Source organism: Arthrobacter humicola, from assembly GCF_022803015.1.
Lineage (GTDB): Bacteria > Actinomycetota > Actinomycetes > Actinomycetales > Micrococcaceae > Arthrobacter > Arthrobacter humicola_A.
The window spans coordinates 64,661-79,555 of the sequence record NZ_JAFKON010000011.1 but is presented as its reverse complement, the minus strand read 5'-3'; the positions used below and the strand labels follow the sequence as shown (position 1 = coordinate 79,555).

The following is a 14,895-nucleotide window of genomic DNA, read 5'->3' as shown; positions in this document are numbered from 1 at the left end:
GGGCAGGCACGCACAACAAGGTGTGATGCCATGACCCGCCCCTTTCAGAAACGTCTGCGCCGTGAGCAGCGCAGTCCTCAGCGCTGCACCGCTCCGAATCGTTCGTGGGCGGCGGCCACGGCACCTTCACGGGCCTCCGAGGCCTCGTCCGCCGTCAGGGTGCGGTCGTCGGCGCGGAAGCGCAGGCTGAACGCCAGCGACTTCTTGCCTGCCTCGATGCCCTTGCCCGCGTAGACGTCGAACAACGCGACGTCCTCGAGCAGCTCGCCGGCGCCTTCACGCAGCGCAGCCAGCACCTCCCCCGCCGGGACATCCTGCGCCACTACCAGGGCCACGTCCTGCGTGGCCACCGGATACGTCGAGATGTGCCGGGCCACGATCACGTCGGCGGCGGCCTCGAAGAGGGCGTCGGCGTTCAATTCCAGTGCCACGGAACGGGCCGGCATGTCGTGCGCCGCCAGCAGCTTCGGGTGCAGCTCGCCGGCGAAGCCCACCACTTCGCCGGTGCGCAGTTCAAGCTGCGCCGCCCGGCCCGGGTGGAAGGCCTGATGCCGGCCCTGCGTGACCAGGAGCTCGACGCCGAGCACGTCGCCGGCGATCCGGGCGATGTCCACCGCGTCTGCCCAGTCCCAGGCCCGCGGGGCGTGGCCCGGGGCAGCGGGAGAGTCGTGCCCAGTGAGCACAGCGCCCAGGTGCAGCGGCTGGTCCGGGACGCCGTCGTACAGGGCATCAAGCACGTCGTCGCCGGGCTTGACGCCGAGCGGCGGAATCGCGGAGGTGCCAAGCTTCTCGCCCGGCAGGAACACGAGCCCGGCCTCGAAGAGGGCGAGGTCGCGGAAGCCGCGGGAGTGGTTGCGCTTGGCCACCTCGATCAGGCCCGGCAGCACGGAGGTCCGCAGGAAGCCGTGCTCCTCGCTGATCGGGTTGGCCAGCTTGAGGGCCTTGCGCTCCGCACCCTCGGCGGGGACGCCAAAGGTGTCATTGGCGGACTTCGAGACGAACGGATACGCCAGCACCTCGGTGAGTCCGGCGTCGGCGAGGGCCTGAATCAGGCGGCGGCGCTGCTGCTGGACGCGGGTCAGGCCACGGCCCGGGGGCGCCACCGGCAGGGTCGCCGGGATCTTGTCATAGCCGATCAGCCGGGCGATTTCCTCGGTCAGGTCGTCCTGGGTCTCGAGGTCCTGGCGCCAGCTCGGGGCGGTCACCGTATAGCCGTTACCGGTCCTGGCAACGACGGCGCCGAGGTCCTCGAGCGAACTCAGGATCTGTTCCTCGGTGAAGTCGATCCCGATCCGGGCTGCCGCGTACTCTGCCGGCAGTTCGATGGTGACGGCGTCCGGCGCGGTCCCGACGTCGGTCCCGGCCTCGTCGGCCGTTCCGCCGGCGAGTTCGACCAGCAGGTCCACCACACGCTGGGCGGCCACGTCGGCCACCTGCCAGTCCACGCCGCGTTCAAAGCGCTTGGACGCCTCGGACGGCAGCTTGTGCCGGCGGCGTGCGCGGGCGATCGAGACCTCGTCGAAGTGCGCGGCCTCGACCAGGACGTTCGTGGTGGTGTCCGAGACTTCGGTGTGGGCGCCTCCCATGACACCGGCGATTCCGATGGGCCCGGATTCGTCCGTGATCAGCAGATCCTCGACGTCGAGCGTGCGCTCCTTGTCGTCCAGGGTGGTGATCTTCTCCCCCGCTGTGGCCCGCCGGACCACGATGTCGCCGGCCAGCTTGTCCAGGTCATAGCAGTGGTTCGGCTGCCCGAGCTCGAGCATGACGTAGTTGGAGATGTCCACCGGCAGGGAGATGGACCGGATGCCGGCGAGCCGGAGACGGGAGGTCATCCACAGCGGGGTGGGCCGGGTGGCATCCACACCGCGCACGGTGCGGGCCACGAAACGGTCGCAGCCGGGCTTGCCGTAGATGGGGGCGTCGTCGTTGAGCTTGACGCCGTAGCCGCCGGAGAGCGACTGCGGAACCTGGACCTTGGAGACCGGGTCCGTGAACACGGTGCCGGTGGCGTGCGCGTATTCACGGGCTGCGCCGCGGATGGAAAACGCGTACCCGCGGTCCGGCGTCACATTGATCTCGGCCGCCTGGTCATAGAGGCCCAGCAGTTCCATCGCGTCGGTGCCCAGTTCCGGGTCGAGGCCGATCCGGGACAGCACCAGGATGCCGTCATGGTCCTCACCGATGCCAAGCTCACGGACGGAGGCGATCATGCCGGCAGAGAGGTGCCCGTAGGTCTTGCGCGCGGAGATGTGGAAGTCGCCCGGCAGCACTGCGCCCGGGAGGGTGACCACCACCTTGTCACCCTCGACGAAGTTGTGGGCGCCGCAGATGATGCCCTGCACGCCGGAGGGGTCGATGCCCTCGCCCGTGAGGGTCTGCTCGCGGCCCTCGGGGACAACCCGGACCTGGCACCAGTTGATGGTCTTGCCGTTGGTCTGGGGCTCCTTGACGATGCTCAGGACCTGGCCCACGACGATCGGCCCACGAAGGGTGTCCGTGGGTCGGTGGACGGCTTCTTCTTCAAAGCCGACCTTGACGAGTTCGGCCATGACGTCTTCGGCCGATGCTTCGGCCGGTACCTGCGCGAATTCGCGCAGCCAGGAAAGTGGGATACGCACTGTTAGATCTCCATCCCGAAGTGCTCGCTGAAACGTACGTCGCCTTCAATCATGTCGCGCATGTCGCCAACCTCGTTGCGGAACATGAGGGTGCGTTCGATGCCCATGCCGAAGGCAAAGCCTGAATAGATGTCCGGGTCGATCCCGGCCGCGCGCAGGACGTTGGCGTTGACCATGCCGCAGCCGCCCCACTCGATCCAGCTGGGGCCGCCCTTGGCGCCCGGGTGCCAAATGTCCAGCTCCGCGGACGGCTCGGTGAACGGAAAATAGTTCGGGCGCAGCCGGATCTGGGCTTCCGCACCAAACATCTGGCGTGCGAAGTGCTCCAGCGTGCCGCGAAGGTCCGCCATGCTCAGGTTCTTATCGATGGCCAGGCCTTCGAACTGGTGGAACACGGGGGTGTGCGTCGCGTCGAGCTCGTCCGTGCGGAACACCTTGCCCGGGCACAACACATAGATGGGCAGCTCCCGTTCCAGCATGGAGCGGACCTGCACCGGCGAGGTGTGCGTGCGCATGAGCAGGTGGGCCTCGGGCGGCTCGACGAAGAACGTGTCCTGCATGTCGCGGGCGGGGTGGTCCGGCTTGAAGTTCAGGGCATCGAAGTTAAACCATTCGGACTCGACCTCGGGCCCTTCGGCAATTTCCCAACCCATGCCGACAAAGATGTCCGCCACGCGGTCCTGCAGCGTGGACAGCGGGTGGCGTGCACCGGCCGTGCGCCGGCGCGGCGCTGCCGTGACATCCACGGTCTCTTCGACGAGGATCCGCGCGTCGTTCTCGGCCTCGAGCGCGACCGTCCGGTCCGCGAGCGCCTTGTTGACCCGTCCCCTCGAGGCGCCCATGAGCTTGCCGGCGGCGGCCTTCTGGTCCTTGGGCAGCGCGCCAATCTCACGGTTGGCGAGGCTCAGGGCGGACTTCTCGCCCGTGTGGGCGAGGCGCACGGCCTTGAGTTCATCGAGGGTCGCTGCGGCGGCGATGGCGGCAACGGCCTGGTCTACGGCGGCGGTAATGGCGGCTTCATCCAGAGGATTCGGGACGGCTGCGTCCGGCAAAGTTTCAGTCATCTACTGTTCTTAGCTACGAGTCGGATCATGCCAACAGCGTGCGCCGGGCACAGGGCGCGGCGCAGGTTCTCGGCAAGGCTTGTGGTCACTGTCCCCAGTCTAGTAGACGGCCGTCGGCGGCATGGCAATGGCCGCCCCGCACGTGACGCCGCGGTGCCGGCCGCCCCTGGCACGCTTACGCCGGAATTCCAAGGGCACGGGACATCCCGGCGGCCCCCTGACTGCCGGGCACACCCCCGGCTACCATGGCCTCATGACGCCCGGACAACGGCTTCGCCAGATCGCCAACCTGCTCAACGGCTCCACCCTGCTGGGCCTGCTGCTGGCAGCCTGTGCGCGGACAACCGTCAGCTCCGGTCCGCGCGGACTGCTGATCGCGGGCCGCTACCGCTGGCGGTTGCCGTTTGCTGCGGCCTTCACCGTGGGCAACGTGATCCTCTTCCGAACCGGACCGGAATCCGCCCGCGCCAATCCAGTGCTGCTGGGCCACGAGGAGCGCCACAGCACCCAATATGCCTGGTGCCTCGGGCTGCCCTTCCTTCCGCTGTACTTCATAGCCGCCGGCTGGTCCCTCTGGCGCACGGGCAACCCGGGCAGCGCCAACATCTTCGAGCGCCACGCCGGCCTGGAAGCAGGCGGCTACCCCCTGCCCGGCCTGCCCGGGACCAGACCACGCACGCACCGCAGATTGGGCGTGACCGCCCCTGAACGTTACGAGGCCTGACATGACAGACAGCCCCCGAAGCATCTCCGTTGCAGGAACCGGCAGCGCCGAGGCGGTGCCGGACCTGTTGACCGTGTCGATCGGCATTGAATGCCGCCGCGAGACCGTGGCCGAGGCCTACAGCGAGGCCGGAACACGGTCGGCCGCCATCACGTCGGAGCTCCGGCAGCGCGGCGTGGACAGCGCGGACTTGTCCACTTCCGGGCTGAACGTCCGGGCCGAGCTGAACTGGCAGGATGGCCGGGGCCAGACCGTGACCGGCTACCTGGCCTCCAGCACGCTCACCGTCAGGATCCGCGAGCTGTCCGCGTCCTCGCAGGTCCTTGCCGCGGCGGTTGCTGCCGGCGGCGACGCCGTCCGGCTGAACGGGCTGACCCTCGGCTTCGCCGACTCCTCGGCCGTCGAAGCCCGGGCCCGTGAGGCCGCCTGGCAGGACGCCCGCACCACCGCCGAGCACTATGCCGCCCTCGCGGGAACCGGGCTGGGCAGGGTCCTGTCCCTCACCCAGCACACCGGTTTCCAGGCGCCGATCCCCGTGGCGAAGATGCAGCGGGAAGTGGCCGTGACCTCACTCACCGTCGAGGCCGGTGAGTCGGGGGTCACTGCCACCATCGGCGTCGTCTGGGAACTGCTCGACTGATTGCCCAGTAATTGCGGGAGCAGTTGTTTCGCGTCGCCGACGGCGGCCGCCACCGGCTCGGGCGCCGGATGACCGGCTGGGGCTAGTGGGTTGCGCCGGCAGGGAGCTTTAGATCCGCCGTCGTCGCCAGTGCAGTGCGCACGACGACGGCGAGCGCCGCCGCCATCTGGGCGGCCGGCAGCGAGGGGGCACTGCTCCCGGCCGGAAGCTGCGTGTCCTCGTAGGGGACGTGGACAAAGCCTCCCCTGGTGCCCGGACGTAGCCGCAGGGCGTGCATGAGCGCGTAGAAGACATGGTTGCAGACATAGGTCCCGGCACTCTGGGACACTTCGGCCGGGATCTGCTCTGCGCTCAACGCCGCGAGCGCCGCCTTGACCGGCAGCGACGTGAAATAGGCTGCCGGTCCGCCCGGGACCACGGCTTCGTCCACGGGCTGATTGCCGGCATTGTCCGGAATCCGGGCGTCGTCACAATTGATGGCCACCCGTTCCAGCGAGATGCGCGCCCTCCCGCCGGCCTGGCCGGCGCACAGCACAAGCTCCGGCGTGAAACGCTCGAGGGCCTCCGCCAGCACCTTGGCCGACTCGCCGAAGACGCATGGCAATTCCACCGCCTGGACATCCAGCCCTTCGGATTGGAGCAGCCGTGCCGCCGAACGGGCCGCTGCCCACGACGGATTGGCCGTATCGCCGCCAAATGGCTCAAACCCGGTCAGGAGAATCATCGCCCCAGCCTAACAACGCCCTCCCACTGCCGCGGTAAGGCGGCACCCCGCGGCACCCTCGACCCGGCCCCGTCCACACTTGGCCGCCGGGGCATGTGTCGCTCCGGCCTCATGCGTGTGTCCGCGTCGGCAGGGTGAGGATTTCGGCCCCGTCGTTGGTGATGGCGATCGTGTGCTCACTGTGTGCTGTCCGGCAGCCGGTCGCGCTTCGGAGCGTCCACCCGTCGGCGTCGGTGATGAGTTCAGCGGTGTCGGCCATGACCCATGGCTCCAGTGCGAGCAGCAGCCCGGGGCGCAGCTTGTAGCCACGGCCCGGCCGTCCGGTGTTGGGAATGTGCGGGTCCTGGTGCATGGTCGATCCGATGCCATGGCCCCCGAACTCGGTGTTGATCGGGTACCCCGCCTCGCCAAGGACCGAGCCGATGGCATGGGAGATGTCGCCGATCCTGGCTCCGGGCCGGGCAGCGGCTATCCCTGCGCCGAGCGCGCGCTCGGTCGCGCTGATCATCGCGACGCTTCCCGGGGGCTTTGAGTCGCCCACGATGAAGCTGATGGCGGAGTCTGCTGCGAATCCCCGCTTGGAGACGGCGAGGTCGAGTGTCAGCAGGTCGCCGTCTGCCAGCGTGTAGTCGCGTGGGAGTCCGTGGAGCACGGCGTCGTTGACGGCCGTGCAGATGTAGTGTCCGAACGGCCCGCGGCCGAAGGACGGCTCGTAGTCGACATAACAGGACTGCGCACCAGCCTCGGCGATCATGGCCTGCGCCCATCGGTCGAGGTCCAGGAGGTTCGCGCCGACCGTGCTGCGGTTCTTCAGCGTCTGCAGGATGTCAGCTACAAGGGCGCCTGTTTCTTTGGCCCGGGCAAGTTCGGTGGGATTCAGGATCTCGATCATGCGGCGCCTTTCTCACGTGTCCAATAACTATACCGGTCATATTATCCCGGTATAATCGAAGCCATGGTCAGGTTGCCCCTCACATTCGCAGAGATCGAGCGCGGACAGCGCCTCGGCGCCCTGTTGCGCCGCGCCAGGGGGGAACGCTCGATGCTCGACATCGCACTCGATGCACGCGTCTCACCGGAGACCCTCCGGAAGATCGAGACGGGCCGCGTAGCGACCCCCGCCTTCCCGACCATCGCCGCTATCGCCGGCGTCCTCGGACTCTCCCTCGATGCGGTGTGGGCCGAGGTCAACCAGACCAAACGCGCCACTGAACCGACCGGCCCTGATCACAACGCCCGTGAGCGGCTGGCTTCGTAAGCCCCGATCCCCGCAGCTGCACAGGCCGCCCCATGCTGCAACCGGCCGCCGCCTCGCCCGTCAGCATCCTTGACATTCAGTCGAACATATATTCGAATGTAGGCATGAGATGGGACGCACAAGCACTTGAGCGCGGCGATTCCCCGGCCGCCGTTTCCGCCGCTTCGCCCACGGCTGCCCTGCTGCCGCTGGCCGGACTCGTGCGGACGGTCTCCACCCCGGAATTTGCCGGGATCACCTTCCATGAGGTCACCGCCAAATCGGTGCTCAACAAGGTGGTCGCCGGTTCCCGGATGCCGTTCGACTGGACCATCAACCCCTACCGCGGCTGCAGCCATGCGTGCGTCTACTGCTTTGCCCGGAAGAGCCACACCTACCTTGACTTCGACGCCGGCCTGGACTTTGACAGCCAAGTGGTGGTCAAGATCAACGCCGCCGAAGTCCTGCGCAAGGAACTGGCCAAGCCGTCCTGGCGCCACGAGCACGTGGCCCTTGGCACAAACACCGACCCCTACCAGCGCGCCGAGGGCCGCTACCAGCTCATGCCCGGCATCATTGGTGCCCTGGCCGATTCCGGCACTCCCCTGTCCATCCTCACCAAGGGCACGCTCCTGGCCCGGGACATCCCGCTCCTCAAGCATGCGGCGGCGCAAGTGCCGGTCGGGGTGGGCATCTCGCTGGCCATGACCAACGGGCAGCTGTCCGAGGCCGTGGAGCCTGGCACGCCTGGGCCACGGGCCCGGCTGAAGCTCATCTCCCGTCTGCGGGAAGCGGGCCTGCCCTGCGGCGTCATGGCCATGCCCATCCTGCCGTGGCTCTCCGACAGTGATGAGGCCCTCGATTCCCTCTTCGGGGCCCTCGCGGCGGCCGGCGCCACAGGGGTCACGGCCGGTGCGCTGTACCTGAAGCCGGGCACTCGTGAATGGTTCATGCAGTGGATCGCCCGGGAACATCCGCAACTGGCGGGCAAGTACCGCCGCCTGTACGGCAGCGGGTCATACGCATCCAAGGAATACCGCGCGTGGCTGGCAGGACGGGTCCGGCATTTCAAGGACCTGCACGGCTTCTCCGGCTCGCAGGGCTTCAGCCACCGGCACCTTGACGGGGGCAGCGACCATGACAACGCCCGGGAGGAAGAAGCCCAGTACCCGGCCGGGAGCATCCCGGACACCGCGGGGCACGCAAGCCCACGCCACGCTGGCGCTGCCCGTTCCGGCACGGCCCAGCCCACACTGTTTTGAAGTCCGCTCCACCTCAAGCACACGGAGCCATGGGTCCCCTGCGCAGCAGGGCTGCCGGAGCGGAAAGCGCCCTGAGCCGCCGGGCGCAGGATGCCTAGAGCGCCTTGACCGCGCCGAGCACCCTCGCCAGCGAATCCTTGGCGTCGCCGAACAGGAGGGTGGTCTTGGGATCGTGCAGGAGCTCATTCTCGATGCCGGCAAACCCCGGGCGCATGGACCGCTTCAGGAACACGACCTGCTGGGCCTGCACCACTTCCAGGATCGGCATCCCGTAAATCGGCGAACCCGGCGAGGACTTGGCCGCCGGGTTGACGACGTCGTTGGCCCCGACTACCAGAACGATGTCCGTGGTCGCGAATTCGGGGTTGACTTCCGCGAGCTCCCGCAGTGACTCGTACGGCACGTTGGCCTCGGCCAGCAGCACGTTCATGTGGCCCGGCATGCGTCCCGCCACGGGATGGATGGCGAACACGACGTCCACGCCGCGCGCGACCAGGGCCGTGGCAAGCTCCGCCACAGTGTGCTGGCCCTGGGCCACGGCGAGCCCATAACCGGGAACGATCACCACCCGCTGGGCGTAGCCGAGCTGGACGGCAATGTCCTCCGGGGACGAGGAACGCACTGGCCGGTCGCTCAGGGCGGTGGAACCCGCCGTCGAGCCGCCCTTGAACGCCCCGAACATGATTCCGCCGACTCCGCGCCCCATGGCCGAGGCCATGACCTTGGTCAGGATGGTGCCGCTCGCGCCCACGAGCGTCCCGGCGACCAGCAGCAGGACATTGCCCAGGACCACGCCCGACGCTGCCACCGCCAGCCCCGTGAACGCATTCAGCAGGGAGATCACGATCGGCACGTCCGCCCCGCCCACGGGCAGCACCAGGAGCAGCCCGGCCGCGAGGCCCAGGCCCAGCAATGCGAGCGACCAGCCCAGCGACCCGGTCACGACCACCAGAGCTCCTGAGAAGACCGCCCCCAGCAGGACGGCCCCCATCACCCAGGGCATCCCGGGGAACAGCAGCGGACGGGTGCTGATGAGCTCCTGCAGCTTGCCCACGGTCACCGCGGAGCCGGCAAAGGACACCGCCCCCACCAGCATGGTGAAGACCACGGCCAGGCGGACCCAGGGATCTTCCTGGTGGCCAAGTTCCAGCACGGCGACGAGCGCCGCGGCCCCGCCCCCGACGCCGTTGAAGAGCGCCACGAGTTGGGGCATCTGGGTCATCTGCACCCGCCGTGCCACGGGGAAGGCAATCGCGGACCCCACGGCGATGGCCGCGAGGATGAGCGGAACATTCTCCAGCCGCGCGGAGAGGAAGACGGTGACGACGGCGAGGAGCGCCCCGGCCGCGCCGATAGCGTTGCCGCGGCGGGCCGTTCGTGGCGAGCTGAGTCCCTTGAGCGCCAGGATGAAGCAGACGGCGGCCACAAGGTAGAGCAGGGCTGTCCATTCGGGGCTCAGGAGGCTCATTTGGACTCCCCCGCCGCGTCGGCGGAGCTCCCCTCGCCGGGGTGTCCTTCGCCCGCGGCTCCGCCAGCCTTGGCGGCGCCGCTTGAGGCGGGGATGCGTGTCCGCTTGTGGGCGCTGAACATCTCCAGCATCCGGTCCGTGACCACAAAGCCGCCCACCAGGTTGACGGTGGCCAGGACGACGGCCAGGAGCGCGATGCCGAGGACCCACGGGTCACTGGCCTGTCCGGCCACGATGATGGCGCCGACCAGGATGATGCCGTGGATGGCGTTGGCGCCGGACATGAGCGGCGTGTGCAGTTTGCTGGTGACCTTGGAGACGACTTCGAAGCCAACGAACACCGCGAGAACCACCACGGTCAGCAACACGATGGGGCCCATCACGCCTCCCTTTCCAATGCTTCCGCGGTGGGGGCGTGCCGCACCGTGCCGCCGTGGGTCAGGCACGTTCCGGCGACCACGTCGTCGTCGAAGTCCGGGGCCACCGACCCGCAGTCGGTCATGAGCGCGAGGAAGTTGCTGACGTTCCGGGCGAAAAGCCGGGACGCGTCCGAGGGCATGGCGGATGCCGCGTCCTGCAAACCCACGAGCGTGACCGATCCGCCGTCGACCGGCACCTGCACGTCCTGGCCGGCGATCACGCCTTCGACGTTGCCTCCGGACTCCGCGGCGAGGTCGACGACGACAGACCCCGCCCGCATGCCGGCCACCATGGCGGTGGTCACCAGCAAGGGAGCGGCCCGGCCGGGGATGGCGGCCGTCGTGATCAGGACGTCCGCCGCCGCGACATGCGGGGCCAGGAGGCTGCGCTGGCGTTGCGCCCGGTCCTCGCCGAGGGCACGGGCGTAGCCTCCGGCTCCGTCTGCCGCCGCATCGATGTCCAGGTTGATGAAGGTGCCACCCATCGAGGCGACTTCCTCGGCGGAGGCGGCCCGGATGTCGTTGGCCGAGACCCGGGCGCCGAGCCGCTTCGCCGTGCCTATTGCCTGCAGCCCGGCGACGCCGGCGCCAAGGACCAGCACCCTCGCCGGCGGGATGGTACCGGCGGCGGTCATGTAGAGCGGGAAGAACCGCGGGTAGCGGACGGCGGCTTCCAGCACGGCGCGGTAGCCCGTGACCAGGGACTGGGAGCTGAGCGCATCCATGGACTGCGCCCGGGAGATCCGCGGAAGCAGCTCCAGGGCGAAAGAGGTGATCCCGGCCGCGGCGAGTGCCCGGACGGTTGGCAGTTCCGAGGACGGCGAAGCCAGCCCGATGGTGACGGTGCCGGGCCGCAGCCGGGCCGCGGCCTCCGGGGTGAGCGGGCGGACATGCAACAGGACGTCCAGGGCCTCGAACGGGAGCTCGAAGATCACCGTCGCGCCGGCCTCCTTGAAAGCGGCGTCGGCGAAGCCTGCTTCGGTGCCGGCACCGCTCTCGACCAGGAGATGGAGCCCGAGCGCTGTCAGCTGCCGGGCCGTCTCCGGTGTGGCCGCGACGCGACGTTCTCCGGCTCGCTGCTCTCGTCCGACACCGACCTGCACGGGCCACTCCTCTCGGTTGGGATCAGAGTAGGCACATGCCTGACGGTTTGGCGAGAGGCGGGCTCCCGAAGCGCGGCGGCGAGTCCGGTCAGCGGCCCAGCCCCGCTTCCACTCCGCGAGTCCCGGTGGCCTGCACAGCCGCCAGGAGGGCCTCGACGATGGGGAGGTCCGCCGGGATCCACGGCAGGTCCAGGACCCCTGCCGGATTGCGGAGGTCGAGCCAGCGCAATTCGTCATGGTCCTCCAGCGGCCGGGGTTCTCCCTGCGCGAGCTCCGCGAACCAGACCCTCATCGCCGCCTTCGCGTTGAGCGGCCAGCCCGCGGCGGTTTCCGCGGGCAGTTCCGCCCCGAGCCGCACCAGCACGCCCAGTTCTTCCTGGAGCTCGCGGTGCAAGGCGTCCTCGGCGGCCTCTCCTGCTTCGACTTTTCCGCCCGGGAACTCCCACATTCCGGCAAACTGCGGCGGCGCCGTGCGCCGGGCCACAAGGAGCATGCCCGGGTCGGCCAGCGAGTCCACTACTGCGCCGCCAACGACGCCTATGAGTCCAGTCACGCCCTCAAGTCTAAGGCGGGCGCAGGGTCCGGCGCCCGAGGCCGGGGGCCGGGGCCGGCTCAGGTAGGGGACAATGGTGGAGGCGGCCGCCACGACACCTTCCGGAATATTCGGCGCCCCCTCCCGGTTCTTAAAAGCATATTTATCTGTCCGATCCATCCGGTCTCTCCCGGAAAATCTCTCCGAAAAGACGAATGACAACCACCACACACGCCCCGGCGCCGACCAAGACCGGCACCCGTCACGTTGCCCTGGCAATCATTGCCCTCGCGATGGGCGGCTTTGGCATCGGCACCACGGAATTCACCATGATGGGCCTGCTCAAGGAGATCGAACAGGGCCTGAACATCAGCACGCCCGAGGCAGGTCACCTGATTTCGGCCTACGCCCTCGGCGTCGTGATCGGCGCGCCGGTGCTGGCCGCGGTGGGAGCCAAACTCCCGCGGAAGTATCTGGCCCTCGGGCTCATGCTCTTCTTCAGCGTCGCCAACCTCAGTTCCTTCCTCGCCCCGGACTACGGCTCCATGCTGGTGTCCCGGTTCGCCGCGGGACTCCCCCACGGCGCCTTCTTCGGGGTCGCGGCCGTGATTGCCGCCTCCCTGGTGGCGCCGACCAAGCGGGGTTGGGCCATTTCGATGGTCATGGCGGGGCTGACAGTATCCAACGTCATTGGCGTCCCCTTCGCCACCTGGCTGGGCCAGAGCTACGGGTGGCGGCTGCTGTTCCTGCTGGTGGGCCTGATCGGCATCATTACGCTCTTCATGCTGTGGAAGTTTGTCCCGTTCCAGAAACCACACGCCGATGCCAGCTTCCGCAGGGAGCTCGGCGCGCTCAAGCGGCTGCAGGTGTGGCTTGCCATCCTGGTCGGCATCGTCGGCTTCGGCGGGTTCTTCGCGACCTACACCTACATTTCGCACACCATGACCTCCGTCGCCGGCCTCCCGGCGGTCTGGCTGCCGCTGGTCGTGGCGCTGTACGGCGTGGGCATGGTGGTGGGCAACATCGTTGGCGGCCGGATCGCCGACAAGTCCGTCATGGGCACGATTTACTGGGTCCTGCCCGGCACGGCGGTGGCACTCGTGGTTTATGCCGTGGGCGTCCACTGGGCCTGGTCCGCGCTGGTCATGGTGTTCGTCGTTGGCGCCGCAGGGTCCATGCTCGTTCCCGCCCTGCAGACGAGGCTACTCGATGCGTCCCCGGATGCACCGTCGCTGGCCTCCTCGCTGAACCATGCTGCGCTCAACGTCGCCAACGCCCTCGGTGCCTTCCTGGGCGGCCTGGTGATCGCCTGGGGCTGGGGCTACGTCGCCCCCGCGCTCGTGGGCGCCGTCCTGGCCGTGCTGGGGCTCGGGGTCGCCGCCTTCAGCGGCGCCGTAGAACGCCGGCGGCCGCTGGCCTCCTAGCCACCCCGCCGCCGCGGCGCAACAGCCGCGGCAGAGGTACCCCGGCAGAACAGCCACGGCAACGGCAGAGGAAGAGGCAGAGGCCGAGACCGAGGTACCAGCGCCCAAATTCTCCAAAAAGAACAGCAGTCCGGTCCAGTGAAGCACTGGACCGGACTGCTGTTTTGTTGAGGGGCCGCCGTTCCATCTGTCGGCTGCCGTTATCCTAGTGGCTTCCGTTCTCCCTAGGGGCCGGGCGGCTCAGGGGGCGCTGACGCGCTGCACGTCCGGTTCCAGGTAGATGACCCGGGCAATCGGGACGGCTTCGCGGACCCGGACCTCCGCGTCATCAATCGCCTTCGCTATGTCCTGGCCCGAGTCCGAGCGGCCGATGCTGATCTTGGCCGCCACCAAGAGCTCCTCAGGGCCAAGGTGCATGGTCTTGAGGTGAATGATGCTGGTGCCGCCGGCCTCGATCGCGCTGCGGATCTTGGCGACGTCATCGCGGGTGGCCGACTCGCCCAGCAGCAGCGACTTGGTTTCCATGGCCAGGACCACGGCGATCGACACGAGCAGCAGACCGATCATCGCGGTGCCGAGGGCGTCCCAGATGCCGTTCCCGGTCAGGAGCGTCAGGCCCACGCCGAAGAGCGCGAACACCAGGCCCACGAGGGCACCGAAATCCTCGAGCAGGATGACCGGGAGTTCAGGCTGCTTGGCGTTGCGGATGAATTTAACCCAGCTTTGCTTCCCGCGGAGCGGGTTGGATTCGATGATCGCTGTCCGGAACGAGAAGGACTCGGCAATGATCGCGCCGATCAGGACGGCCAGCGGCACCCACCAGAAGTCCCCTTCGATGGCGTGCGGGTGCTGGATTTTTCCCCAGGCCTCGTACAGTGCGAACAGGCCGCCGACGCTGAAAAGCACAATCGAAACGATGAAGGCGTAGATGTAACGCTCGCGGCCGTAGCCGAAAGGGTGCTCGGGGCTGGCTTCCCGCTTTGCGCGTTTGCCGCCGAGCAGGAGCAGCAGCTGGTTGCCGGAGTCTGCGAGGGAGTGAATCGCCTCGGCCAGCATGGACGAGGACAGCGTCAGAAAGTAGGCGACGAACTTCAAAACGGCGATGGTCAGGTTTGCGGCCAGCGCCGCGAGAATCGCCTTGGTACCGCCATTTGCAGCCACGTGAGCTTCTCCTTATGGGGTTCTTCCGGGGTGTATGCGAACACCGGAAGAACCCAGCGCCCACAAGGAATACCGTACCGGTTTCCGGGCCGGCGCCGAACCGCGGCGGGACCAACGCTGCCACGTAACGATTGGGTAGTCCCCTGCTGACAAGCAATCCGCCCTATGTTAGCTTGAAGCCATATTCGGTATTCACAATTTGGATGCCGAAAAATATGTAGGAGGAGACATGGGCTTTCTTGGCTGGATCATTCTCGGACTCATAGTGGGTGCAATCGTCAAGGCACTCTTGCCCGGCAGGGTCGGTGGCGGCTGGGTTACCAGCCTCGTGCTCGGCGTCGTCGGCGCAATTGTTGGCGGCTGGATCGGGGACCTGCTGTTCGGCGGCGGCAAGATGGAATTCTGGAATCTCGGTTCCTGGCTCCTGGCCATCGTCGGTGGCCTCGCGGCCGCGCTCATCTACGGCGCCATCACAGGGCGCAACAAGACCACCACCTAATTCTTCAAGGCACTGGC

The 14,895-nt window shown here is 68.1% G+C and carries 15 protein-coding genes; 6 read left to right on the top strand and 9 right to left on the bottom strand.

Annotated elements, in window-relative coordinates; all coding sequences use genetic code 11:
• Positions 1-77 precede the first annotated feature (77 nt).
• Positions 78-2,621 (bottom strand): phenylalanine--tRNA ligase subunit beta, encoded by a 2,544-nt coding sequence (pheT, locus tag ARTB_RS18355; protein WP_243181782.1) that lies wholly within the window; start codon positions 2,619-2,621, stop codon positions 78-80.
• A 2-nt stretch (positions 2,622-2,623) separates the two neighbouring features.
• Positions 2,624-3,685: a phenylalanine--tRNA ligase subunit alpha gene (gene pheS / locus ARTB_RS18350; protein WP_028277258.1), complete on the bottom strand. Its 1,062-nt coding sequence runs from the start codon at positions 3,683-3,685 to the stop codon at positions 2,624-2,626.
• 253 nt (positions 3,686-3,938) lie between these two features.
• Here pheS and ARTB_RS18345 point away from each other — a divergent pair, with 253 nt between their 5' ends.
• Both ARTB_RS18345 and ARTB_RS18340 read left to right on the top strand, forming a co-directional pair.
• Entirely contained in the window at positions 3,939-4,409 is a 471-nt protein-coding gene (locus ARTB_RS18345) for a hypothetical protein (protein ID WP_028277257.1), read from the top strand.
• Between the two features lies 1 nt (position 4,410).
• The gene (locus ARTB_RS18340) at positions 4,411-5,049 is read left to right on the top strand and encodes an SIMPL domain-containing protein (protein WP_243181781.1); all 639 of its coding nucleotides are present in this window, start codon (positions 4,411-4,413) and stop codon (positions 5,047-5,049) included.
• Between the two features lie 82 nt (positions 5,050-5,131).
• Here ARTB_RS18340 and pcp read toward each other — a convergent pair whose 3' ends face one another.
• Positions 5,132-5,773, bottom strand: coding sequence for a pyroglutamyl-peptidase I (gene pcp / locus ARTB_RS18335; protein WP_243181780.1), 642 nt, complete (start codon positions 5,771-5,773; stop codon positions 5,132-5,134).
• Between the two features lie 109 nt (positions 5,774-5,882).
• Positions 5,883-6,665, bottom strand: a complete 783-nt coding sequence (map, locus tag ARTB_RS18330) for a type I methionyl aminopeptidase (protein ID WP_243181779.1) — start codon at positions 6,663-6,665, stop codon at positions 5,883-5,885.
• Positions 6,666-6,728: 63 nt separating this feature from the next.
• Here map and ARTB_RS18325 point away from each other — a divergent pair, with 63 nt between their 5' ends.
• Positions 6,729-7,031, top strand: coding sequence for a helix-turn-helix domain-containing protein (locus tag ARTB_RS18325; protein ID WP_028277253.1), 303 nt, complete (start codon positions 6,729-6,731; stop codon positions 7,029-7,031).
• Positions 7,032-7,135: 104 nt separating this feature from the next.
• Entirely contained in the window at positions 7,136-8,272 is a 1,137-nt protein-coding gene (locus ARTB_RS18320) for an Rv2578c family radical SAM protein (RefSeq protein WP_243181778.1), read from the top strand.
• Between the two features lie 94 nt (positions 8,273-8,366).
• Here the strand turns inward: ARTB_RS18320 and ARTB_RS18315 are convergent, their stop codons facing one another.
• The 4 genes from ARTB_RS18315 to ARTB_RS18300 form a co-directional block, all read right to left on the bottom strand.
• Complete coding sequence (locus ARTB_RS18315; protein ID WP_028277251.1) at positions 8,367-9,740, bottom strand: NAD(P)(+) transhydrogenase (Re/Si-specific) subunit beta; 1,374 nt, start codon at positions 9,738-9,740, stop codon at positions 8,367-8,369.
• The gene (locus ARTB_RS18310; protein ID WP_243181777.1) at positions 9,737-10,120 is read right to left on the bottom strand and encodes an NAD(P) transhydrogenase subunit alpha; all 384 of its coding nucleotides are present in this window, start codon (positions 10,118-10,120) and stop codon (positions 9,737-9,739) included. Before ARTB_RS18310 ends, ARTB_RS18315 begins: the two co-directional genes overlap by 4 nt.
• On the bottom strand, positions 10,120-11,262 hold the full coding sequence (locus ARTB_RS18305; protein WP_243181776.1) for an NAD(P) transhydrogenase subunit alpha: 1,143 nt from the start codon (positions 11,260-11,262) through the stop codon (positions 10,120-10,122). The genes ARTB_RS18310 and ARTB_RS18305 overlap by 1 nt, the downstream gene beginning before the upstream one ends.
• 88 nt (positions 11,263-11,350) lie before the next feature.
• Positions 11,351-11,815 (bottom strand): (deoxy)nucleoside triphosphate pyrophosphohydrolase, encoded by a 465-nt coding sequence (locus tag ARTB_RS18300; protein ID WP_308197254.1) that lies wholly within the window; start codon positions 11,813-11,815, stop codon positions 11,351-11,353.
• A gap of 194 nt (positions 11,816-12,009) precedes the next feature.
• Here ARTB_RS18300 and ARTB_RS18295 point away from each other — a divergent pair, with 194 nt between their 5' ends.
• Positions 12,010-13,218, top strand: a complete 1,209-nt coding sequence (locus ARTB_RS18295) for an MFS transporter (RefSeq protein WP_028277248.1) — start codon at positions 12,010-12,012, stop codon at positions 13,216-13,218.
• Positions 13,219-13,458: 240 nt separating this feature from the next.
• On the opposite strand, the gene ARTB_RS18290 is transcribed toward ARTB_RS18295, so the two are convergent.
• Entirely contained in the window at positions 13,459-14,379 is a 921-nt protein-coding gene (locus tag ARTB_RS18290) for a cation diffusion facilitator family transporter (RefSeq protein ID WP_028277247.1), read from the bottom strand.
• A gap of 229 nt (positions 14,380-14,608) precedes the next feature.
• Between ARTB_RS18290 and ARTB_RS18285 the strand changes: the two genes are divergently transcribed.
• Entirely contained in the window at positions 14,609-14,878 is a 270-nt protein-coding gene (locus ARTB_RS18285) for a GlsB/YeaQ/YmgE family stress response membrane protein (RefSeq protein WP_028277246.1), read from the top strand.
• Positions 14,879-14,895 lie beyond the last annotated feature (17 nt).

Excerpts from the sequence above, each read along its gene's own strand:
- pheS (WP_028277258.1), bottom strand. The coding sequence starts at position 3,685 with ATGACTGAAACTTTGCCGGACGCAGCCGTCCCGAATCCTCTGGATGAA.
- ARTB_RS18345 (WP_028277257.1), top strand. The coding sequence starts at position 3,939 with ATGACGCCCGGACAACGGCTTCGCCAGATCGCCAACCTGCTCAACGGC.
- ARTB_RS18340 (WP_243181781.1), top strand. The coding sequence starts at position 4,411 with ATGACAGACAGCCCCCGAAGCATCTCCGTTGCAGGAACCGGCAGCGCC.
- pcp (WP_243181780.1), bottom strand. The coding sequence starts at position 5,773 with ATGATTCTCCTGACCGGGTTTGAGCCATTTGGCGGCGATACGGCCAAT.
- map (WP_243181779.1), bottom strand. The coding sequence starts at position 6,665 with ATGATCGAGATCCTGAATCCCACCGAACTTGCCCGGGCCAAAGAAACA.
- ARTB_RS18325 (WP_028277253.1), top strand. The coding sequence starts at position 6,729 with ATGGTCAGGTTGCCCCTCACATTCGCAGAGATCGAGCGCGGACAGCGC.
- ARTB_RS18320 (WP_243181778.1), top strand. The coding sequence starts at position 7,136 with ATGAGATGGGACGCACAAGCACTTGAGCGCGGCGATTCCCCGGCCGCC.
- ARTB_RS18315 (WP_028277251.1), bottom strand. The coding sequence starts at position 9,740 with ATGAGCCTCCTGAGCCCCGAATGGACAGCCCTGCTCTACCTTGTGGCC.
- ARTB_RS18310 (WP_243181777.1), bottom strand. The coding sequence starts at position 10,120 with ATGGGCCCCATCGTGTTGCTGACCGTGGTGGTTCTCGCGGTGTTCGTT.
- ARTB_RS18295 (WP_028277248.1), top strand. The coding sequence starts at position 12,010 with ATGACAACCACCACACACGCCCCGGCGCCGACCAAGACCGGCACCCGT.
- ARTB_RS18285 (WP_028277246.1), top strand. The coding sequence starts at position 14,609 with ATGGGCTTTCTTGGCTGGATCATTCTCGGACTCATAGTGGGTGCAATC.